22 protein-coding genes and 1 pseudogene are annotated in these 21854 nt (G+C 62.3%); 21 read left to right on the forward strand and 2 right to left on the reverse strand.

Annotated elements, in window-relative coordinates; all coding sequences use genetic code 11:
• Positions 1–370: pseudogene (locus DXX99_RS09760) on the reverse strand (RNA-guided endonuclease InsQ/TnpB family protein); the annotation flags it as partial.
• 131 nt (positions 371–501) lie between these two features.
• Here DXX99_RS09760 and DXX99_RS09765 point away from each other — a divergent pair.
• The 15 genes from DXX99_RS09765 to DXX99_RS09830 all read left to right on the forward strand — a co-directional run bounded on the left by DXX99_RS09765 (position 502) and on the right by DXX99_RS09830 (position 13921).
• Positions 502–720 (forward strand): hypothetical protein, encoded by a 219-nt coding sequence (locus tag DXX99_RS09765; RefSeq protein WP_134643003.1) that lies wholly within the window; start codon positions 502–504, stop codon positions 718–720.
• A 159-nt stretch (positions 721–879) separates the two neighbouring features.
• A complete protein-coding gene (locus DXX99_RS09770; RefSeq protein ID WP_115793302.1) occupies positions 880–1134 on the forward strand; it encodes a DUF433 domain-containing protein in 255 nt (84 codons plus the stop codon).
• Positions 1131–1499: a DUF5615 family PIN-like protein gene (locus DXX99_RS09775; RefSeq protein ID WP_115793303.1), complete on the forward strand. Its 369-nt coding sequence runs from the start codon at positions 1131–1133 to the stop codon at positions 1497–1499. The genes DXX99_RS09770 and DXX99_RS09775 overlap by 4 nt, the downstream gene beginning before the upstream one ends.
• 358 nt (positions 1500–1857) lie before the next feature.
• Complete coding sequence (locus DXX99_RS09780) at positions 1858–4005, forward strand: ATP-dependent helicase (RefSeq protein WP_165847814.1); 2148 nt, start codon at positions 1858–1860, stop codon at positions 4003–4005.
• Between the two features lie 33 nt (positions 4006–4038).
• Positions 4039–4944: a RecB family exonuclease gene (locus DXX99_RS09785; protein WP_276308346.1), complete on the forward strand. Its 906-nt coding sequence runs from the start codon at positions 4039–4041 to the stop codon at positions 4942–4944.
• Between the two features lie 20 nt (positions 4945–4964).
• Positions 4965–6659, forward strand: a complete 1695-nt coding sequence (dpdA, locus tag DXX99_RS09790; protein WP_115793306.1) for a tRNA-guanine transglycosylase DpdA — start codon at positions 4965–4967, stop codon at positions 6657–6659.
• A gap of 91 nt (positions 6660–6750) precedes the next feature.
• Entirely contained in the window at positions 6751–7107 is a 357-nt protein-coding gene (locus DXX99_RS09795) for a hypothetical protein (RefSeq protein WP_134643005.1), read from the forward strand.
• A 65-nt stretch (positions 7108–7172) separates the two neighbouring features.
• On the forward strand, positions 7173–8606 hold the full coding sequence (locus tag DXX99_RS09800; protein WP_165847816.1) for a ParB/RepB/Spo0J family partition protein: 1434 nt from the start codon (positions 7173–7175) through the stop codon (positions 8604–8606).
• Between the two features lie 68 nt (positions 8607–8674).
• Positions 8675–9055: a hypothetical protein gene (locus DXX99_RS09805; RefSeq protein ID WP_115793309.1), complete on the forward strand. Its 381-nt coding sequence runs from the start codon at positions 8675–8677 to the stop codon at positions 9053–9055.
• Positions 9056–9262: 207 nt separating this feature from the next.
• Entirely contained in the window at positions 9263–10285 is a 1023-nt protein-coding gene (locus DXX99_RS09810) for a stalk domain-containing protein (RefSeq protein WP_165847817.1), read from the forward strand.
• Positions 10285–12162 (forward strand): Athe_2463 domain-containing protein, encoded by a 1878-nt coding sequence (locus DXX99_RS09815; protein WP_115793311.1) that lies wholly within the window; start codon positions 10285–10287, stop codon positions 12160–12162. Before DXX99_RS09810 ends, DXX99_RS09815 begins: the two co-directional genes overlap by 1 nt.
• A gap of 101 nt (positions 12163–12263) precedes the next feature.
• Positions 12264–13079 (forward strand): hypothetical protein, encoded by an 816-nt coding sequence (locus tag DXX99_RS09820; RefSeq protein WP_115793312.1) that lies wholly within the window; start codon positions 12264–12266, stop codon positions 13077–13079.
• Between the two features lie 3 nt (positions 13080–13082).
• The gene (locus tag DXX99_RS11575) at positions 13083–13235 is read left to right on the forward strand and encodes a hypothetical protein (protein ID WP_165847818.1); all 153 of its coding nucleotides are present in this window, start codon (positions 13083–13085) and stop codon (positions 13233–13235) included.
• Between the two features lie 14 nt (positions 13236–13249).
• Positions 13250–13684: a hypothetical protein gene (locus DXX99_RS09825; RefSeq protein WP_115793313.1), complete on the forward strand. Its 435-nt coding sequence runs from the start codon at positions 13250–13252 to the stop codon at positions 13682–13684.
• Between the two features lie 15 nt (positions 13685–13699).
• Positions 13700–13921 (forward strand): hypothetical protein, encoded by a 222-nt coding sequence (locus tag DXX99_RS09830; RefSeq protein WP_115793314.1) that lies wholly within the window; start codon positions 13700–13702, stop codon positions 13919–13921.
• A 33-nt stretch (positions 13922–13954) separates the two neighbouring features.
• On the opposite strand, the gene DXX99_RS09835 is transcribed toward DXX99_RS09830, so the two are convergent.
• Positions 13955–15187 carry an RNA-guided endonuclease InsQ/TnpB family protein gene (locus DXX99_RS09835; protein WP_115793315.1) on the reverse strand — a complete coding sequence of 411 codons (1233 nt, stop codon included), beginning with the start codon at positions 15185–15187 and terminating at the stop codon, positions 13955–13957.
• A gap of 205 nt (positions 15188–15392) precedes the next feature.
• Here DXX99_RS09835 and DXX99_RS09840 point away from each other — a divergent pair, with 205 nt between their 5' ends.
• From DXX99_RS09840 to DXX99_RS09865, 6 genes are all read left to right on the forward strand, one after another.
• Positions 15393–18254 (forward strand): Ig-like domain-containing protein, encoded by a 2862-nt coding sequence (locus DXX99_RS09840; RefSeq protein WP_115793316.1) that lies wholly within the window; start codon positions 15393–15395, stop codon positions 18252–18254.
• A 61-nt stretch (positions 18255–18315) separates the two neighbouring features.
• Positions 18316–19887 (forward strand): S-layer homology domain-containing protein, encoded by a 1572-nt coding sequence (locus tag DXX99_RS09845; protein ID WP_165847819.1) that lies wholly within the window; start codon positions 18316–18318, stop codon positions 19885–19887.
• 64 nt (positions 19888–19951) lie between these two features.
• Positions 19952–20518, forward strand: a complete 567-nt coding sequence (locus tag DXX99_RS09850; RefSeq protein ID WP_115793318.1) for an HD-GYP domain-containing protein — start codon at positions 19952–19954, stop codon at positions 20516–20518.
• Positions 20511–20921: a hypothetical protein gene (locus tag DXX99_RS09855; protein ID WP_115793319.1), complete on the forward strand. Its 411-nt coding sequence runs from the start codon at positions 20511–20513 to the stop codon at positions 20919–20921. The genes DXX99_RS09850 and DXX99_RS09855 overlap by 8 nt, the downstream gene beginning before the upstream one ends.
• 4 nt (positions 20922–20925) lie before the next feature.
• Positions 20926–21483, forward strand: coding sequence for a hypothetical protein (locus tag DXX99_RS09860; protein ID WP_115793320.1), 558 nt, complete (start codon positions 20926–20928; stop codon positions 21481–21483).
• Positions 21480–21854 (forward strand): SAF domain-containing protein (locus tag DXX99_RS09865; protein WP_134643007.1); only part of this gene is annotated, 375 nt, incomplete at its 3' end. The genes DXX99_RS09860 and DXX99_RS09865, both read left to right, overlap by 4 nt.

Below are 21854 nucleotides of genomic sequence, written 5' to 3' on the forward strand. Positions count from 1 at the left end.
CCTTCCACCTTGAAGCCGCTCTGGACGTACTTGAGCGGGGAGAGGTAGCTTTGACCTTACGAAATCCGGGGGCGCTGTGCCGCGTGAGACCCTTTTTCTTGAGGGCGAAGAAGGACCTGTGCGCCTCTATCACTTCGTCCCGCGTGAGCTGCACGGACATCGAGTAGTAGCCCTTCGCCCGGGGAAGCCCTTTCAAGATGCGGTTGAGGTTCCTGCGGGAAACATTTGCTTTTCCGGTCTCCTCGTACTCCTTCCGGAGGTGCCAGAGGAGGCCGTTGTAGACCTTGGTGGCACAAAACATAGCGTCTCTGAGGACGGCTTCGGTTTGTGGATCGGCGTGGACCTGGGCTTTGATAGTGACGAGGGGCACTCACGGTTCACCTCCTTTTCCTGGAGCTTTCTACCATTATACCGCGAGGGGGGTTCGTGTATCCCCTCCAATGAATTGAGGGGGTGGACTTTCTCCTCGCGCTCCCCCGTTTTTCTAAAGGGGATCGAGGGATGCTGGAGGTACGGCTGATGGCCCTGGCGACCTACCTGTGCGGCCTTTCGGCCACGGCGCTCGTGGCCGTTGCGCTCCTGCGGGGAGGACTCCCGCACCTGGCCCTGCTCTGTGGGGCTGCCGGTCTCCTCCCCCTCTGCCTGCTGGCCTGCGAGTTGCGCCGGTGGGCAAGGGAACTCGCGCCGCCGGGGGGCGGCAGACGCCCGCCCCGTCTGTGAGGCGGGGAAAGACTCGTGTACGGTGCCAATCTTTTTAAAGAGAGAGGGTCACGTGCGTGACCTTTTGGCCGGAGATCCCGAACTTTCGCACCGTTGTGGTTTCGTGGTATTCCTGATAGACTGATAGCAGGGAGAGCGCCGCAAGGGGAGGGTGTGGCAATGGCCGGAAGGGAAGAGCTGCTCCGGCGGATAACGGTCAACCCCGCCGTCTTTCAGGGGAAGCCCACCGTCCGCGGGCTGAGGATAAAGGTAGAGAACGTGCTGGCCCTCCTGGAGCAGGGGGCCACGGTGCAGGAGATCCTGGAGGAGTACCCCGACCTCGAACCTGACGACATCAGGGCCTGCATAGCCTACGCCAGACGTCTGGTGGCCAACGAAGAGCTGAGCGAGGTCCGGCTGGAGGCGACGCGGTGAAGTTTCTCGTTGACGTGTGCGCCGGCACCGGGCTGGCCAGGTGGCTCCGGGAGATGGGCCACGACGTGGCGGAAGTGAGAGATGTGGACAGCCGCATGACCGACGAAGAGGTCCTGCGGTGGGCGGCCAGAGAGCGGCGGGTCGTGATCACGCTGGACAAGGACTTCGGACAGCTGGTGGTCGCTTCCGGCGAAGTCAGGGCCAGCATAGTCCGCCTGCCCGATGTCCCTCTGAGCGAAAGGAAGCAGATCCTCGGCGTAATCCTGTCCAAATACGGAAAAGACCTGGAGAAAGGCAGCATTGTCACCGTGACGGGAAACCGGGTGAGAGTAAGAAGGTTCGGTGCGGCAAACTCGGAGACCTGACGCATGGGCTTCTCTCATGCTGCTCTGGACTCGGGGAGCCCGGAAAAGACGCCGGGCCCGAAACTTTCCTCCGGACCTGCAAGAAGGTGTTCAAAAAAGAAAGGGTCACGCGCGTGACCCCTTTTTCGTGTTTTCTGGAGGCTTTTGTTCCCCCGCTTTCCCCCGGCGAGACCTGCCGGGGTTTTCTTTTGGTACAGCCAGTCAGCTATGTCAAGGCGGTGTGTTGGAAAGTGACGGTAGAACTCGCGATAGGATTATCATACCGGTCGTTTTCTGGCTCCTAGTTGCAGGAACTACCCGTTTGAGTGAAGTAAGGAAATTTTTAAGTACTTTCGGGTCAGTTTTTCGGGGGGTAGCGATGACAATCAGCGTTGAGGAATTATGCATGGTTTTAGAAGAGCGCAACGGTTTTCCCCTCAATGACCGCCAGCGTGAAGTTGTGGCACATGGCAGTGGTCCCTTATTGGTAGTTGCTGGACCTGGAACCGGAAAAACGGAAACACTGGTTGCTCGTTGCCTTAAGCTACTATGTTGCGATAGGGTGGATCCGCGGGCCATCATCGTGACCACTTTCACGGAGAAGGCAGCTCGAAACCTGGAGCAGCGAATAGCAGGCCACATGACCAGTTTACAGGAGCGTTTTCCGTGTTTATCCGACATCAACATTAACCGTTTGCGAATAGGGACGTTACATAGTTTGGCTAACGACATCCTTCAAGAGTACCGATATCTGCCTTACCGCAATGTTAGATTATTAGATGAAGTTGAAGCGCGGATGTTTATCCGGAGACACATTGCTTACGAGGTTCGAACCAACTGGCATGAAATCATCAGTCATTTTTCTTATCTCTTAGGACATACTGCAGGAGGGTTCTCCTTGTGGGATGTTGTCAGAATGTTGGAGAAGCTTTTTAACTGGATAGTCGAATATAGAGTAGACCTGCATCGGTTGCAAGGAGCGCCAGAAGGTGCTTACCGGCAACTCGCGGAGGCGTACTCGTTCTATCGGGATCGGCTTGAGGAGCAAGGTTGCTGTGACTTTGCTCACCTTCAACAGTTGTTCCTTGAGTTCTTGGATAGCCCGCAGGGGCAACTCTTCTTGGGCGGAAATTCCCAAACAGGAGATCCCCCGATTGCTTGTGTCCTCGTTGATGAATACCAAGACACTAATCCTATTCAGGAGGAGATTTATTTCCGGCTTGCTTCCGCAGAACCCCATAATCTTACCGTCGTTGGCGACGACGATCAGGCCATTTATCGTTTTCGTGGCAGCACGGTAGAGTGCATGGTTAGGTTTTCACAGCGGTGCGAGAATCGCTGGAATGTTCGACCTCACGAGGTTCGGCTACAGGAAAACTATCGCTCGGATCAAAGGATTGTGGAGTGGTACGGCTGGTACATACAATCGTTTAATTTGATGCAGCAGCAAGGAGTTCGGCTTTGGAAGCCGATGATGGTTTCCAGACAAGGCATCAGAGGCAGTTATCCGGCGCTGGGCTTCCTGGAAGGACGAAACATAAATGACTTAGCCCAACAATTCGCAACATTCGTGCGGAGTTTGAGAGACCAAGGCACTATCGAAGACTACAGCCAGTGTGTTTTGCTTCTCCGGAGTACGAAGGAAGCCTCCCGTGCTGCCGGTCCGTTTGTGTCCGCGCTTCGAGACGAAGGGATACCAGTGTACAACCCTCGTTCTAAAGCATATTCGAAACAGCCAGAAGTTAGGGAGGTTTTGGGTGTTTTGGTAACTATTCTTAATCCGGATGGAACGGACCTGCCCGATCATGTACGGGACTGGATTCAAGAAGCCTCCAGGGTGATAGATGCTTACCCTGATTTACGCGGTTATGTTGAGAGATCGCGGGAACGTATAAGGAGTGCTGAGGGCGGCGAAATATTGGCTGAGGACTTTCTGGAAGTTGTATACCGGATTCTTAGTTTTCCTCCTTTCTTAGGGTATCGTCAGGACCCCGTTCGGGATTACCGGTTAAGCAAGTTAACGAGGCTTTTTGAATCATTTGGCTCCATATGTGGCAGAAGGCTAGAAAGAGACAGAAGTCAACCTTCAGTAAGCGGGAGTTGGCTGAGGTCTTTTTGTGAAGTTTTAGGTGGGTACTTTGAGACGTATGGGGTTGATGACGATGAAGACGAAGAAGTTGTTTGCCCGAGGGGAAGCTTTCCGGTTATGACCATCCACCAAGCCAAGGGGCTCGAGTTTGACTTTGTCTTTGTGGGAAGGCTTGGTTCAGCTTGCGCACCGAGAGGCGAACACCGCCTCGAAGCGGAGATGGCTCAGTTTCGCCGTGAACCTCCGATGTTTGCCTTCCGGCCGGAGGAACTTGCGCTGCAAGACGATGTGCGACTCTATTACGTGGCTTACTCCAGAGCCAAGTACGCTCTGATTCTGTTGGTTACGAAAGACCAGTTGCGGCGCTCCGCTTCAGAAACGGTTTCTTTCGGGGGAGAAGGCGGGGTAGGAATGCGCCGGCGGTTTCAGAAATTATGAACCTTCCTCGCAGCAGAAGGAGGTGTATAGATGATGCCACACAGTCGCTTCAGTCAATTGCGCGTTCCTTTTTCTGATCCCGGGGAGACGTACCGTGCCTACAGTGCAACATCAGATGTCCTTGCTTATCGGAGGTGTCCGTTGCAGTATTTTACCTTTCGTATTAGGAACTACCAGCCGTCTCTGACGGTGCAACTATACTTCGGAATAGTAACGCACCAGGTGCTCGACTTGGCATTTATGCACTATCGGGGGCTTTTCGGAACTCCCGGGATGCCCTCGGAGAGCGACATAGCCGATTACTTCGAGCAGGTCAACAGGAGGCTTCGCGCGCGTCGCATCTGGGCTCCCACAAGACAGAGAGAGTATGCTCTCGAGCTGTTACAAAGGTTTAACCGTATAGAAGGACCCTCTTTCTACCCTCGAATCTTGGATACGGAGTGTCGCCTCCAGGCCCGGCGAGAAGGGTACATCCTCCAAGGAACGGTCGATGTCCTTGCTATTGCCGAAGATGATCGTGAGTCTGTTGAGATTTGGGACTACAAGGCGGGAAAATGTCCGTCTATAGGAGATCCGTTGTATCATCAGTATGTGTTTCAGATGCGAGTATATGCAGCGCTCTACGAGGCTCAGAGGGGTCGGAGGCCGAGACGGGCCGTTTTATACTTTCTGGGGGAGCTAGGAGGCGACCCGCCTCCTGTTGAGCGGCCGGTTAACGCCGTCCTCCAGGTCGACGTTTCAGCCGAATCGGTGGAAGAGGCAATGAACTTTTTCGATGAAACAGTCAGGGAAATCGAACGCTGCCGGAACGAAGGCCGGGTAGATCTTGCGCTGCCTCCACCGCTGCCTCCAGAAGGAACTTGTGATGCTTGCGACTTAAGATGGAACTGTCCCTTGTTGTTGGCTCATAATCGCAGGTATGAATTGCGATATCCTTAAAGCTGGGAGGAAGTGGAACTTTGAAGACGGGGGATTTGCTTATAGTTTCGTGTTCCGCTTTAAAGAATGATGCTCCCGGTGAAATTCCTGCGCTTGTGCGTTACGATGGCCCGGCCTACCGTGTCATACGGTCTTTTCTTCGGGAATGGAGTTGGCCTTCCAATTTGAGAGTCGGAGTTTTTTCTGCTGAGTACGGTTTGATAGGTGGGTTAGCGCCGATACCCTTTTATGAGCGCAGGATGACGCCGGAGAGGGCAAGGGAACTCCGGCAGATGGTCGTGGCGACGTTAAAGGAATGGTCGACTTTATGCTCTTCACTGGCCATCGTATGCGGGAAGGACTACCTGGAACCATTGTTAGATGGCGTCCATGGCACCGGTTTTGAACACGTCGAGGTGGCGGCTGGTCCTATAGGAAAGAAGCTTCAGTATCTTTCGCAATTTCTGAGGAAGAGGAAGGACAAGCGGAAAAGAACAGAGCCTGACATCAATTATGACCGTCTTTTATACTTTCTTCCTGATTGGGACGATATGCTCGACCCCGAGTACGATTTTGACAACGACACATTTTCCCAGGTCCGGAGGGACGAAAGGAGGGAGGTCCACGTTACCGTTTTGATGCGTCCCCGCAAAGTCTGCGACGGGATTTTGGTAAGCTTGGCTCAGCAGTTTAAGGGGAAGGGCGCGCTGAAGGGCTTTTCACGGGCGGATGTACGTACACTGGCTCCCCAGCCTCTTCGGGCCCGCTTTGGTCTTTCTGAAGACCAATTCCTCTTTGGCGACTGTGGCGCTTTTTCATACATACAGGAGCCTGAGCCAGTTATCACGGTGGAACAGGCAGTGTCACTTTACGAGCTACACGGGTTCGACCTGGGTGCCAGTGTCGACCACATCCCGGCTCCTTTTTTCCCGCCTGAGGAGCGGGAACGCCGGGTCAGGTTGACGCGTGAGAAGGCAAGGGCCTTCATTGAGGCTCACCGCCGATTAAGCTGCCGGTTTGTGCCGGTGGGTGTTATCCAGGGCACGACGCCGGAGTCGTATGCGTTGCAGTTGCCGGAGTATGTGGAAATGGGTTACCGCCACGTGGGAATTGGTGGGCTCGTGTTCAGAACGGATTCTGAAATTGAAGAGATAGTCAAGGGAATTTGCGAAGTCCGCAAAAAGCTCGGTAAGCCGGTCTGGATACACCTCTTTGGAATATTCAGGCCGAAACTTCAGTCGAAGTTTCGTGAGTTGGGAGTCTCAAGTTTTGACAGTGCCAGTTACTTCCGAAAGGCTTGGCTTCGCAGTGACCAGAATTACCTTGGGGTCGACCGCAAGTGGTATGCCGCGATACGTGTTCCTGTTTCGTCCGACCCCCGGACTCGAAAGAAACTTCACGGGAGTGGAATCCCGTTCGAGGAAGTAGAGAGGCTTGAAAGACGGGCGCTCCAAGCATTGCACTTGTACGGTGCGGGTAAGCTTTCTCTCGAGGAGACCCTTGAGGCAGTCCTTGCTTACGACAGGTTGGTCGACCGGAACGAAAAGAAAAAGAAGGACTTGGCCCAAGCCTATAAGGAAACCCTTGCAGCCCGCCCGTGGGAAAAGTGCAACTGCCCTGTGTGCTCCGAACTTGGTATAGACGTAGTAATATTCCGGGGCTCAAACAGAAACAAGCGAAGGGGTATACACAATACTATGCTCCTGTTCGAGATAGTGCGGAGGGGTTTCGACTAGAGAGGTCATGCGCGTAACCTCCCACTTCTCCGGCAAGACCTGCCGGGGTTTTCTTTTTTCTGAGAGCAATCCTGGACAAGGAGTGATCCTTGTGGAAGAGCATATCAATGAGAAGGAAGCCCTGGAGCGGGAGCTGGAGCGGCTGCGAAAGGAAAAGGAGCAACTGGAGGAAGAAGTGCGGCGGCTCAGCGCGGAGAGGAACCTGCTGGAGAAGGACCTCAGGCGCAAGCGCCCGGCGTTCGAGCTGCTCGCCAGGCTGAGGAAGCTCATGCTGGCCCTGGAGAGGGAAGAGGCGGAGGTGGCGCACCTCGCCGCCTGCTCCGACCTTTCCAGGCACTACCTTGAGGCGCAGAGGTGGCTCGCGTTGCTGGAACGGTACAGGAGGCACATAGAGACGGCACTAAGGGGGCCGGTGGTGGACCTGGAAGGCGGGCACCCGGTCGTCTGACCGCCCGGCAGGAAAGCCGGGCTTTTTCTTTTCCGGGAGCCAGGTTTTTACCGGAGGTGGTCTCTTTGAAAAACTACATCCCCGTCGGCCTTTTAAAGCCGCACCCCAAAAACGCAGAGTACTACTCTCCTCCGACACCGGAGGAGCGGGAAATGCTGAAGCGCAGCATTGCGGCGGAGGGGATAAGGGACCCCCTGAAGGTCACCCCCGACTTCACGGTCATCTCCGGCCATGTCCGGCTGGAGATAGCTAGGGAGTTGGGTTTCGAGAAGGTGCCGGTGGAGATAGTGGACGGCGACCCGGAGTACCTGGAGTACTTGTTGATTGCCGACAACGATGAGCGGCGCTACTGCCGAGACCCCATAAAGAAGGCGAAGCGCGACAAGTTCCTGCTGGAGTACTGGAAGAAAATGGGGTTACAAAATGTAACTCCAGGAACACCCAGGACTTCCAGCGAGCTGGCAAAAAAGGCCGGCTACAGCAACAAAAAGGAGTTCTACGCGTCCGTCAAACTCAACGACCTGATCCCTGAGCTCCAGCAACTCGTCTCCCGGGGCAAGCTATCCCAGACGGCGGCCTACTCCCTGGCCTTCCTGCCCCCGGAAGAACAGAAGCAGCTTCTCGAAGTCCTGGGCGAGGCGGGCGTGGCTGGGCTCTCGGTCAGGCAGGCCCAGGAACTCCGCAAGGAGCTCGAAACCGAACGGAGGGAGAAGGAGGCGCTCTCCCGCCGCCTGGCCGAGCTGGAGGAGGAAAAGAGGGCCCTCTCCGCCGAGCTCTCGAAGCTTTCCGGGGAGCTGTCCGCCGCCGGGGAGAGGATAAGGAGGGAGCAGGAGCAGAGGGAGAAGGAGCTGCGCGGCCTCCTGGAGGAGAAAGAAAGGGAGCTGGAAAAGCTCGAACAGAGGCTCAAGGAGTTTGAGGCAAAGCCCGTCGAGAAGGTCGTGGAGAAGGTCGTCTACAGGCCTGACCCTACCCTCCAGGCGGAGCTGGAGGCGGCGAGGGAGGAAGCGGCAAGGCTCCTGCAGGACAAAGAGTTCCTGGAAGCCAGGCTTCGGGAGGTAGTCCAGGAAAAAGAGAAAAAGGAAGCCAGGGCCCGGGCCCTGGAGGAAGAGGTGGAAAGGCTGAGGCGCTGGCTCGACCACGCCCAGGCCCAGCTCAAGAAGGAGAAGGAGAGCCCGAAGCCCCCGCAGTGGACCAGGGAGCACGCGGAGTTCAGGCAGCTCGTGGCGGACGCCTCCCGGCACGCCTGCGCCCTGGCGGAAGCGCTGGGGAACTTGCTCAAGCGGCACAGGGACAGGCTCCTGGCGGCGGCCCGCGTCCGGGGCGCCCCGGGGGAGGAGCTCAGGGAGCTTGTGGAGGTCATGAACGACACGATGCACTTCGCCGCGTTCAAGACCTCCCTCGACGTCGCGGCCTCCCGGATCGTCGAGGTGTGGGAGGTCTTAGAGCCGGGGAAGCCGAAACTCCAGGTCCTGAAGGGCGGGAAAGAGAAGGAAGGTTAGCCCGTGTAGACCGGTCGGCCGGGAGAAGCCCCTCCCGGCCTTTTTTGTTTGGAAGGGAGGTGAGGAGTGTGAGGCGGCCGAGGAAGGGGAGCCTTGCCGAAAAGATGCTCCGGCTGCTCGAAGACGCCTACCCTGCGGGCGTCCCCACGAGGGAGCTGGCGCAGAGGCTCTACGGCGACGAGGAGGAGCGCGGGAAGGTGGCCCGGCTGGCCCGCAGCCTCAGGCGCCTGGGCTTCGCCGTCTTCGGCTTCGGCGGGGTGTACTACCTGGGGACGGAGACCATCCTGGAGATGGCGGTCGTGCGCTACGGCAGGGTGGGCTGCGGCTTCTACCTGGGCGGCCTGGAGGCGCTCAAGAACCTCGCCGAGAAGGACCCGGAGCGCGCGAGGGAGCTCCTGAGGCTCATCAAGGACCAGGTCAACGACCTCCTCCGCAGGATGAAGGTCTAGTTTTGCCCGGCAGAGAAGCCGGGCTTTTTCTTTTCCTGGGGGGTGATAGCTGAGTTTGTCAAGTCCATTTTTTTTCTGTTTCTACCAGGGAAAAGTACCGGCTTTCCAGGGAAGGCCTGGGACTTTCCGGTACAATATTCCTGGCAGGGACTCCAGGAGGCGGGTTTTGGACCGACCAAAACTCAAAAATTCAGAGGGGGGATGGAGATGAAAAAAGCAGCGCGGGTGTTGCTGGGGGTTCTCCTCCTGGCCCTGCTCTCCGTGCCCTGGGCGCGGGCGCAGCAGGAGCAGGTCGTGGTCAAGGGGGAGAAGCCCAGCCTCATACTGTTCGTGGTCGGCAAGGCGCGGTACGCCGTCAAGGGCTACTGCCCGCCGAGCGTCAGGCCTTCCAGGGTCGAGGGCGGCGTCTCCTACGTGGACATGGACGTGGCACCCTACATCGAGAGCGACCGGACCTTCGTCCCCGTCCGCTACCTCGCCAACGCGCTCGGGGTGGACAACGCGAACATCCACTGGTGCCCGAAGTGCGGGGGCAAGGTGACGCTGGCGGAGCCCGGCTTCCCCCGGGTCGAGATGAAAATCGGGGAGAAGTGGGTCTCCTCCGACGGGCAGGTGCGGGAGATAGACGTGGCCCCGGCTATAAAAGACCCGGGGCGGACCATGCTCCCGGCCCGGTTCGTGGCGGAGGCCCTGGGGTTCGAGGTCGAGTGGCTGCCTGAAAAGCAGGTGGTGGTCTGCTGGCCGAAGGGCAAGCCGAAGCCCACCGCCGACGAGATCAAGCAGATTCTGGAAAAGCTCGGGGCGCCCGAGCCTCCGAAGCCCACCGGTGGGAAGTTCATAGGCCCGGAGAACAACCGGGTGTGGGTGCCTGAGGGGGCCAGCGTCCTCGAAGGCAACGGCAACTACTACAAGAACGGCGTGCAGGTCGGCCTGGACTTCGATGGCAGTGTGAAGATCTTCTCCACCACTACCGACTGCCTGGAACCCGGCGTCACCTTCGACCAGATGCTGGCCACCCTCAGGGAGGTCTTGACCAACACCTTCGGCCCCGGCGAGTTCACCGACTGGCTGATGGACGTCGCCAGGCACAAGGACAGCCGGAAGAAAGAGTGCCCGCTCCTGCCCGTCGAAGGTGTTATTAAAACCGCTCCCGACGGCAGGAACGTGTTTGTATACGATGGTGGCGATGGTATAGCGATCTTCGTACGCCCGCCGGGGGTGGGGTTCTGATGGGCAGGAAAAGGCTTCTCTTGGTCGTCCTGGGGGCGCTGGCGGCACTGCTCAGTGCCCTCAGCTTTTCTGTAGCTCTTGCTGACCAGCCCGACCCGCAGCTGGTCGAGAGGGCCAACGAGTACGTCCTCCAAAAGTTCAAGAAGTACGGGTTTTTTACCAGCGCCAACATAGAGGGGAGGCCGCTCGACCAGAAGCGGCTGTTGCTGAACCCCTCCCTGGCCGTCAAGGTGGGCTGGCCCATGCTGGCCTGGGGGGACTGGAGCCAGGTCCCAGGGAACGAGCTGAGGGACGGTCGCGCCCGGTTCGTCGGCTTTGGCTACTACGACGAGACCGTGACCAACCCCTTCTTCCCGCCGGACGCCAGGGGGAAGGGGAAGCTCTCCGACAGGAACTGGATACCGGAGCCATGGCTGAACGCGGCGGTCAAGAAGGCCTACCCCCGCTACATTAAGAGTCCGGCGCTCGACGGTTGCTCCGACCCCGAGGTGGTCCAGCGCCTCAGGTGGGGCCTCTACTGGGCGGCCACCTGCAACGGCTACGACCCGCCGGACGAGTCCTCCGACCTCTGGCAGAACCCGCAGAAATACGTCCACGTGTACCTGCCGCCCTCCCCGGGCGTCTGGGGCATGGGCGTCATGTTCCACCTGAAGGGCGGCTCCGTCTGGTACGTCTCCGTGCCGCTGGGCCCGCCGGTCCCCGACTTCTACGCGAAGGTCACCCCCCAGGAGCAGCGGGGCAAGCCCGGCAGCGGCGTCTCCTTTAACGTGGAGGTCGGCTGCAAGGGGGACCCCTACGGCGAACTGGGCATGCGCGTCATTCTGGCCCACAAGACCCAGGGCGGTTCTCAGCCCGTCCCCTTCTCCCTGGAGGGGAGGCAGTCTAGAGTGAGCGAGGGCGAAGGGGTGAGCTACCTCGACGTCTATCCCGCCAGGGCTGGCGGCACCTACACCTTCACCGTCCAGCTCCAGGTGCAGTCTGAACCTTCGGAGCTGGTGGTGCAGGTCCTGCCGATGCTCTGGGAGGGCATGCCCGTCGGGCTTGACGAGCGGGACATCCTGCCGTACCTCGACGCCGACCCCGCCAACAACGAAGCCCGCGCCAGGATTGTCCCCTCCCAGGAGCCCGTCAAGCCCACGGTCCAGGCCGGGCCCGGCTTGACCTTCCAGGCGGTGAGCCAGGACAGGACCATCGTGCGCGACCCCGGCACGGCCAAGTGGACCGACTGGGTGACGGCCACCTTCGCGCCGCTGGCGGTGCAGGACGTGGTGGCGGAGGGCGAGAGCCCCGACTACGCCGTCGCGGTGGCCCCCAGGCCGCCGGACTACCACGGCTTCCGCTGCGAGTGCGACTGCCCCGACTACTCCAGGATCGTGAGCTGGAGGATAGTCTCGGCCAAGCTCACCTACCCGAAGCGGAATCCAGAGTTCACCTTCGGCACGCCCTACCCGCCCTTGTGCGGCGACAGCGTGATAGGCCCGGGCAGCCAGCTCATCGTGGACTCCTGCGGGAACAAGTACCGGGGGAGCGTCATCCTCGATCCCGACAAGACCGTGACGGTGGAGATGAAGCCCACCGCCGACGGGCACAGGGCGCAGGTGGAGTTCCAGGAGGAGTGGGGCATGGACGGGGCGCAGATCCACTCCCAGCTTGAGGACAGGGACATGGTTTTGGAGCCCAGGTACTACACCCTGTGCGCCTGGGACATAGAGGTGGAGGTGGTGTACGAGGTCATCCACCACCACCTGGTCTGCACCAAGAGCGGGTGCTACTGCAGGACTTCCGTGCGAGGCCCCTACGTCTACCGCTACAAGCTCGCGCCGGTGACCGGGAAGCTCCTGGTGAACGGCACGGGAGTCACAAGCCTGGCGGAGTAGCGGGCGCTTCTCAAGGGGGCTCCGGTTCAAAAGCCGGGGCCTTTTCTTTTTTTGGAGACGGGATAAGGGGTTGCGCGCGTGGCCCCTGCGCTGAAAAGGAGGTGGTCTCCCTGGCTCTACTGGCCTTCGGCCTCTTCGTCTCCCTCTTCCTGGTCCTGTACTTCCTGGCCGTCCCCCAGGACGAGTACAGCCTTTCCCCGGCGCAGGCGGCGGTCTCCACCGTCAAGGCCCGGCTCACCAGGAGGTTCAGGCAGAAGGAAGAGGCCCTGAGGTACATGGGCAAGAGCCTTAAGGACGTGCTCAGGGCCTCGCTCGTAGTCGGCCTGGGCCTGGCCCTGCTGGTCTTTCTGCTTACCGTGAAGTTCCTGGGCGCTTTTTCCCTGGTCCTGGCGGTGGCGGCGGGCGTCCTGGGGCTCTTCCTGGTGGAGAAGGCGGTGGAGAACGCCGGGAAGAAGTACCGGGAGAAGCTCCTGGACGGGGTCCCCAGCCTGGTGGCCTTCTTCCCCGCCTTCCTGGAGGTCGAGGGTGTAACGCCCAAGGAAGCCCTGGAGCACACCGTGCCCTTCCTGCCGGAGCCCTTGCGCTCCGAAGTGGCGCAGGCGCTCGTCAAGCTTAAGTTCCGCTGGGTGGACGAGGCGGTGGCCCCCCTGGTGAGGAAGGCCTCGCACCCCCTGGTCGACGCCGTGTTCCTCAGGATGGCGGCGGCCTGGGACGCCGGGATAACGCCGGAGGTGTTCGCCGACCTCTCCGACCAGGTGGAGGACCTGAAGGAGCTCGCCGCCGCGCGGGCCACCGCCGCCAAGGCCGGGTACCTGGCCCTGGTGTGCGTCCTGGGTCTTTTGGGCGTGGCCCTGGTCTTCGGCTACCCGGGCGCGAGGTTCCTCCTGGACAGGCTCACCCACGCCTTCGGGGGTTGAACTATGCGGAAGGGGAGAAAGCCCGGCCCGGTGCAAAGGGCGGCCCTGGGGCTCACGAAACTTGCCCTGGTGGGGGTGGTGCTGTGCGCCGCAGTCCTGGCGTGTCTTGCCCTGCTGTGGGTCCTGGGAAGGGTCCACGGCTGGCTCTGCTCCTGAAGGGTGAGGGGGGCATGCTGGTGGAGCCCATACTCTTCAGCTACATGGTCGCCTTCCTCACCATGCTCTGCTTCGCTTTAGGCGTCTGCTTCGGGGTGTGGAAGCAGGCGCAGGCGAAGTTCACCTGGACGGTGGAGGCCCTGCAGTTCGCCGCCCAGGCCGCCAACGTCACGGGGGACATAAAGGAGGTGAGGCTCAACGAGGGCAAGGCCAGGAGGTACTTCGAAGCCGTCATGAGGCAGACGGTGAAGGACTACACGCTTAAAGAGTTCACCGCCGTGAACACCGGCGACCCCGTGCCGGGGGGCAGGGCCTTAGCCCCCGGCTACCGGGTGGCCGTGGACGTGCCGGTGGCGGTCATCGACACGCCGCTCATAAGCCAGAAGGTCACGATACCCATGCGCTGCTACTCTGCGGTCACCAAGAGCTACCAGATCAAGAAGAAGTAGGGGAGGTGTGCAGGGGTGAAAAGGCTTTTCGAGAACCTGAAGGCCCGGGCCTGCCTGCTGGCCGCCAAGAGGCTCCTGGCGGAGGAGAAAGGTTCGCTCGACCAGCTGGTGTGGGTCATCGGCGCCGCGGTGGTCGTGGTGCTCGTCGTCGTGGCCTTCATGATCCTGGCGCCGCAGACCGCGCAGCAGGTGTGGCAGAAGTTCATCAACTGGGCCACGGGCAAGTTCGGGATGTGACGTCCTCCCCCGAATGAATTCGGGGGCATCCCTTTAAATGGACGCGCGCAAGGTCTTTCCCTTGCGCTCCGGTTCGTGGACCCCGTGCCACCCCAGGCGGAGCGACAGGACCACGGGCCGCGCCACACGGCCACTACTCCCCTTCACGGGAGATACCTGGTACGCCCTCTCGAAGATATTCAGAGAGCCGTTCACGTCCGCCTGCGCCCTCCAGCCGCAGGAACACACATAAAGCCCCCGGTGCTTCCGGTTGGAGGGCAGTACGCGCCCGCAGGCGTGACAGCGCGCGGACGTGTTCTTCTCGTCCACGTCGTCCCGGACCACGATTCCCGCCAGAGCACCCTTGTACTTGAGCATACTGACGAGCTTCCGGTACGGCCAGGCGTGCAGCCTCTGGTTGAGTTTGTCTCCGTAGTCGATGCCCTCGCGGATGCCACAAAGGTCCCCGATGGCTATCTCCCCCACGCCCCGCCTCACGCACTCTTCTATGAAGTGGGACGTGGCCACGTGGAGCAGGTGCTCCACCTGAAGCTTTTCCCGGTGGGCCACCTCCCTCCACCTGCGGGAGTTCTGCTTAAGATTCGCCCGCACCTTCTGCCAGTACCGCCTCACCGACTTGATGAACCTGCCCGAGTAGAGCAGCACGGTCCCGTCCTCGAAGGCGGCTGCCATAAGAAAGGTCTCCCCCAGGTCCAGGGCAGCTCTTTTCGTCCCGGGACGCGGGTTTGCCTTCACCTCCACCACCAGACGGGCCTCTATCCGCCCGGATATCTTGTCGTAGGTGATGGAGAGCTCCCGCACCCGCTCGTACTGTACGCCGGGACGGTGGGAGATGCGGAAGGAGACTTCCCTCACCCCGTCTTCCCGCCCGGTGCCCAGAGAAACCGTGACCTTATCTCCTTCCACCTTGAAGCCGCTCTGGACGTACTTGAGCGGGGAGAGATAACCTTTCCGGCGAAATCCGGGAGCGCTGTGCCGCGTGAGGTCTTTTTTCTTGAGGGCAAAGAAGGACCTGTAGGCTTCCCTTACTTCGTCCCGCGTGAGCTGCACGGACATCGAGTAGTAGCCCTTTGCCCGGGGGAGTTCTTTTAAGATGCGGTTGAGGTTCCTGCGGGAAATGTCTACTTTCCCGGTCTCCTTGTATTCTTTCCGGAGATGCCAGAGGAGGCCGTTGTAGACCTTGGTGGCACAGAACATGGCGTCTTTGAGAACGGCTTCGGTTTGTGGATCGGCGTGGACCTGGGCTTTAATAGTGACAAGGGACACTCACGGTTCGCCTCCTTTCCCTAGGCCTTTATGCCATTATACCGCGAGGGGGTCCGTGTATCCCCTCAATGAATTGAGGGGGATTACAGCCCCCTCGTGCTCCCCCGTTTTTCTAAAGGAGAGGGCCGGGCGGGGATAAAGCCCGGCTTTTCTTTTTTACCTTCGAATTTTTTGCGGGCCTGAAGATCCAGGAGGAGGTGGGATTTTGAGGCAGTTCCTTGGAGTCCTGTTTCTGTGCGTCCTGGCGCTCCTGGTGGGGGTACCGGCCACCCGTGCGGAGACCTGCCCGGACTACCCCTACAGGGTGGAGCTGAGGGTGGCGGAGCCCGGCCCCTGCTACTCCGGCGGGAGGGCGCGGCTCGAAGCGGTGGTGACCGATTCCTCCGGGAAGCCGGTCGCCGGGAGGAAGGTGCGCTTTACCACGCTTTCGGGCGGCGGGGCGGTCTGCCCCCTGACCGCGGTGACCGACGCTTCCGGTAGGGCGGAGGCGACCGTCTTCTTCTACCCGCCGTCCCCGAGCCCTCCTTACAACAACTTCACCGTCGAGGCCCGGGTGCTGGGGACCTGGGACGAGCTGGCCAGTCTGGTGGGAGAGGACGCCGCGCGGAAGCTCGTCGACTTCCCCCTGGCACGGTTCTTCCACGGTGCCCCCGTCTCCCTGGGCCGGGGGTCGACCGGGATCAACGTTACCTCTTCTCCTTCCAGGTTCGACGCCTGGCTGGTGGGGCACTCCGGGGCCTACGCCCTCCCCTTCGACCACTTCTACCTCAACTTCACCGTCCCGGCGGGCCAGGTAACCCCGGATGTGACCAGACTCAGGGCGGTGTTCTACCCGGCGGGCGGCTCCCCGGAGGAAGTGAAAGTGGCCGGAACGGAGGTCACGTCCCGGGGACTGAAGCTCGTGCTGGAGAGGCCCCTCGACCGGCCCGGCGACCTGGCGGTCCTCTGGGAGGAAGGCGCCTTCCGGAGCGGGGACATGGTGGTTCCCCGGGGAGGGGGGTGCCTGTACCTGCGGAACCCGCTGGAGTGCAGGGTAAGCGTGCCCGACGGGGCGGAAATAGGGAGGCACGACCCCCTGCTCCTTGACTTCGGCGTGCCCGTGGTGCCCCTGCGCTGCCGGGGGGCCTTCTTCTGCAACGGCGACCCCAACTCCGGCGGCCGGGAGGAAGACTACCTGGTGCCTTTTCCTTCGGTGGACGGCAAAGGGGTATACGTGGTGAACCACAGCGCCTTAAAACTGGTCCTTTTCCAGGAAGAAGCGCGCTACCTGTCGGGGACGGGGAAGGTCCTGGAGTTCAACCTGCCGGAGTGGTTCCACAGGGCCGGGGACCCTCCCCCCGCCACCTGGGTGAGGAAGCAGTACGACCTCTACCTCAACCGGACCGGGGCTTTTGAAACCGGCATGGCGGTGGAGTCGCAGGACTCCACCGGGGCCTGGCCCGTCTTCAATTACGAAGACAACCTGAAAGGCGACAGGACGGTCCGGCTGGTGGGCTTCAGGGTGCGGCCCGAACCTCCCCGGGTGCTGGCCGTCTCCACGCTCTCCCCGGTGGCGCTCCAGGCGCCGAGTAGCTCTCCCGCCCTCTCGCCGGACTACGTGGTCTTCCGTCCCGTCGGCCTGCCCCAGGAGGGCAGGGTGGAGGTGGACCTGGGCACCAGGCCCTACAACTACAACCCCCTGCGGTACTATGTCTTCTTCGACTCCCCGGTGCACCTGAAAGGGCTCAGGGAGGGCGTGGAGGTCTCCTTCGAGGCCGGCGGGATCGGGGGGACGGCCACCGTTGATTCCTTCTTCTTGCCCGGGGTGGAGAAGGCGGCTTCCTACGAGGGCGGCGCCGGGTGCTACGCCTACACCGTCCAGGTGGAGAGGGGGCAGGTGCCTTCCCCCGGCGGGGACGTGGCGGTGACCTTCCCGGAGGGCTACTTCGTCGGGGCGTACCTCGAAGGGGACGGGATGGCCGGGACGGGGCTTCCCTGCCCGGAGGTGGTGGTCAGGTACTCCAGGCAGGAGCCACCCACGGCTGCCGTCGCCCCGGGCGGGAACCGCTACGCCGAGCCCTACCTCCCCGACATGCAGTTGGTGGAGAAGTACAGGCTGGTCTGGAAGGAGAAGGTCCCGTTCCGGGTCTGCTCCCAGGGCGGCCTCCTCTCGGCGGCCATCTGGCCCCTGCCCGGCGGCAGGGTGGTCATGCCGGTCTACGACGATGCCGGCCGGGGCGGGATGGCGGTCTGGGGGCACGGGGGGCTGGAATGGTCGAGCATCCCCCCGGTGGCCCCTGAGAACGCCGGGAAGGAGGTGACGCCCGCGCTCCCGGTCTTCCTCTTCGGGACGCCGCACGGCTCCGTGGTGGCCTGGGGAGACGTGACCGGTGCGGACTACCGGCAGCTCTACGGCCTGACCAACAACTACGGCCTGGCGGATTGCAACTTTCTTTTGCCGGTGAGCGTGTGGGTACCGGATGGGAAGGGCTTCAGGGAGGCGTGGCGGCGCTTCTCTTCCTTCCCGTACCCCCTCCTCAAGGACGGGCGGGCGGTGCTGGACTACCGGAGCCGGGACGCGGACCGGTGGGTGGTCCTGGGCGCGGACGGGAAGGAGGAGAAGCTGGGCGGTCCCGTCTCCCCGCAGGACGGCCTGGTGAACGTTCTGCTGGCACCCAGGGCGTCCAGGTACGACGCCAACCTCGGCGTCCTCAACCAGAAGCTTGCGGGGGCGGGGCTTCTGGGGGCGAACGAATCGGTGCGGTCGGTGGCCCCCGGCAGTCTCTACGCCCTGGTCTACGACTCGAAAGACCAGTCCTACTACCTGGCGCTCTTCGACTCCGCCGACGCGGGGCCCCGGCCCGCCCGGCTGGAAGTCCGCCCGGCGGAAGCCACGGTGAAGGCGGGGGAGGAGGTGCACTTCCGGGCCTACCTGGTGTACTCCGACGGCACGGAAGTGGACGTGACCGACAGGTGCGCCTGGGACGCGGACGATCCCGGCACGGCGAAGCCCGCCCAGGCGAGGGGGCAGTTCAAGGGCGTGAGGCCCGGCAGGACCACGGTCACGGCCACCCTGGAGCTACCCTGATGCTCCGGAGAGGCCCCGGTAACCGGACCGGGGCCTCTTTTTTTTGCAGGAGGTGGTGTTCTTGCGCCGTCTCAGGTTCCTTCTGGCGGTCCTCTTCACGCTGCTCCTGCCTGTGTCCGCCTTTCCTCAGGTCCTGCGGGGCACGGCCACCCTGACGGTGCTCCCCCCGGACGCGGTGGCCCTGCGGGTGGAGCCCGCGGAGCTCGCCCTGAAGGTTGGCGACACCGTCCAGCTCAAGGCGACGGCTTCCTTCTCCGACGGCACGGAGCGGGAAGTCACGTCCGAGGCGGCGTGGTCCGTCTCCGACGGGAGGGTGGCCTCCGTGTCCGGCGGGAAGGTGAGGGCGCTTTCTCCGGGGCAGGCAGAGGTCTCTGCTTCCTGGCAGGGGCTCCGGGCGGTGGCCCTCCTGAAGGTCGCGGGAGAGGGCGGGACTTCCCGGCGGGTGGTCCGGCTGGAGGTGAGGCCTCCGGAGCTCGCGCTGGCGGTGGGGGAGACCGGGGAGCTGAGGGCTGTCGCCTTCTTCTCCGACGGCACGGAAACGGACGTGACCGGAGAGGCGGCCTGGTCGGTCTCCGACGGGAGGGTGGTTGAGGTCGCGGCCGGGAAGGTGAAGGCGCTCTCCCCGGGGAGGGCGGAGGTCTCCGCCTCCTGGCAGGGACAGGATTCCCGGGCGTTGCTCGAAGTGAGGGATGTGGAAGTCCCGCCGCCCGTGGAGGGCCTGCCGGAGGGCGTCTTCGTGGCCCGCTGGCCCGGCCACATACCGCTGGTGGCTCGGGCCGCGAAGGTAGGCTACGCCCCGGGCGGCACGAAGCTGGACAAGCCGGAGTCCGAGTTCACCGTGGAGGTGACCCGCCCCGACCGCCTGGAGCGGGCGAGGGCGCTCGGGCTTGAGCCCAGGGTGTACTACTGGAACGGGAAGTTCGGCAAGTGGGTGGCCCTGGCGTCCTACCCGGTGGAAGGCGGGAAGGCGGTCCGGGCGCTCAACGACGGCGGGTACAGCGGCTGGGTGGCGGTTTTCGCGGTGAGACAGCCGAAGTTCACCGACGTGGCCGGGCACTGGGCGGAGCCGGTGATAAACCGGGCAAACGGCCTGGCCCTGGTGGAAGGGTACCCGAACCCGGAAAACCCGTCTTCGCTTGAACGTCCTTGCCGTCCGGACGCCCCGGTGACCAGGGCGGAGTTCGTGGCCGTCCTTACCCGGGCGCTGGGGCTGCTGCCGGAGGGTGAGCAGAAGCTCTACCGGGTCGTGACGAGGCCGACGCCGGAGGAGAAGGAAAGGGCCCTGGCCGGGATGAAAGGCGTCCCCGGCTGGGCTTCTGACGCCGTGGCCGCGGCGCTGCTTTCCGGTTTGGCTTCCGGTCGTGCTCCTGGCGACTTTGCCGGTGACGAAGCCATAACCAGGGCTGAAGCGGCCGTCATGGTAAGCAACTTCCTGAAGAAGCTCCCGGACTACAGCCCCGCAGACCTGTCGCGGTTTAAAGACGCCCGGGACGTGCCGGAGTGGGCCAGGGCAGCCGTGGCGGAGGGTGTGCTTTCCGGCTACCCGGACGGCACCCTGAAGCCCGGCGCCACGATAACCCGCGCCGAATCCCTGGCCGTGCTCCTGCGCCTGCTGCGAGCACTCGGCTGGTAGAGGGGCCGCGAGACCCGGCCCCTCTCTTTTTTGTGGAAAGCTTTCGGGAAAGGCTGGTGGTCTTTTGGCCGCTTCGCTCGAAGAGAGGCTGGCGGGCGCCTTCCTCGACCTCCTTTGCCGCCGGGACCCTCTGACGGCCGCGCACTGCCGCGAGGTGGGAGAGCTGTGCGCTGCCCTGGCTGCGCAGTTCGGCTTCCCTCCGGGGAAGGCCCGGCTGGCGGGATACCTTCACGACCTGGGAAAGCTCGGCGTGCCGGCAGAGCTGCTGCTGCGCCCGGGAAAGCTCGAACCGGTAGAGTTTGCCCTGGTGAAGGCCCACCCGGTGGTGGGCGCGGAGATACTTTCCGCCGCCGGGGTTGACGGGGAAATCGTGGACGCGGTGAAGCACCACCACGAGAACCACGACGGCACGGGCTACCCGGACGGGCTCGGGGGAGGAGAGATCCCCTTCCTGGCCCGCATCGTCCGGGTGGCCGACGCCTTCGATGCCATGACCTCCCCCAGGCCCTACCGGGGGGCCTTCTCTGCGGAAGAGGCGCTCGAAGAGATACGGAAGGGGGCGGGGAGGCAGTTTGACCCGGAGGTGGTTTCTGCCTTTCTGATGCTGAGGGGGGTGGTAGGGCTTGCTTGAGAAGGTCGTCATGTTCCCCTTCACGCTCTTCGTCGTCTTCCTCTTCGCCTTCTTCGGCGTGGTGGGGGTGGTGATGTTCGGGCAGTGGAGCATGGTGCAGAACGAGGCCCAGATGGTGGCGGTGTCCATGGGCAAGTGGGGAGGGTACACCCGGGAGGCGGAAAGCGCGGTGGCCGACTTCTGCCGGAAGATCAACGTCTCCAGGGACAGAGTCAGGGTGGAAGTGGGCCCCTCCGCCGGGCCGGTCACGTGGGGCAAGACCGTGTGGGCGAAGGTGTCGGTGCCGTTCGAGTTCAGGATCGGGGAGTACAGCGTGGGCACCTACACTCTGACCGGCAAGGGCTACTCCGTCTCCACCTACCTGCCCGGGGCCTACCAGGTGAGCTACATAGCGCCGAGGTAGGAAGATGGGCGCCAAAGGACGGGACCTCCTGCTCTGGCTCTTCTTCCTGCTTGCCCCGCTCGCGCCGTTTTTCAAGGCCCTGGTCCTGCCGCTTGCCCTCCTGGCCCTGGGCTACTTTTCCTTCTTCCCCTACCTCGCCCGGGCCGGGAAAAAGAGCAGGGAGCTGGGGCTTAAGTGGGTGGTGCTCCTGCCCCTCCACCCCTGGTGGGCGAGGCTGCTCCTCTTCCTCTCCGGGAAGAAGCTCCGCTGGGAGTGGGAGAAGGCTTTTGAGGTGCACGTGGAGGCCCCTCCCGGGGTACTCCCCTGGGAGTTCTTAAAGGGGTTGAGCTCCGACCTGGAGCTGGCCGCGAGAAAGTTTCCCGGCTGCCTCTTTCTCTGGGAAAGCCACGTTCCCATCCCTGCCTTCGTGAGGAGGCTCATCAGGGGAGGCTGGGGCTTCTGGGAGGAGGGGAGGTGGTTCGTGCCGCGCTTTCCCCTCACGGCCAGGGAGACGAAAGGTAGGAAGGTGAAGCGCGGGGCGGTCGTCGTCCCGCAAGACTTCGGAAAGGGGGTTAAGCGTTGACGCGCACGCGGAAAGTGGGCCTGGTGATTTCGCTCCTCCTGTCGCTCCTCTTCACGGTCGTGATCGTGGCGGCGGCCAACAAGAAGTACGGCGAGGCCACGCAGCCGGTGGAAGCTTTGAAGGTCAAGGAGGTCATACCCGCCGGGGTGGAGATAAGCAGCAGGAACACGGAAGTGGTGAAGGTGCCGAAGCCCGCTTCGGAGGGCTTGGCTCCGCCTCAAGAGGCCCTGGGCAAGGTGGCTAGGGTGCCCCTGGTGAGGGGCCAGCTCGTTTACAGGGAGGACCTGGACACCGCTCCGCAGCTCGCCCCCGGCTGCGTCGAGGTCCTGGTCCCGGTCGACCTCTCCAGCTCCGCCTGCGCCCTCCCCGGC

The organism is Ammonifex thiophilus (assembly GCF_003368535.1).
GTDB classification, from domain to species: Bacteria; Bacillota; Desulfotomaculia; order Desulfotomaculales; family Ammonificaceae; genus Ammonifex; species Ammonifex thiophilus.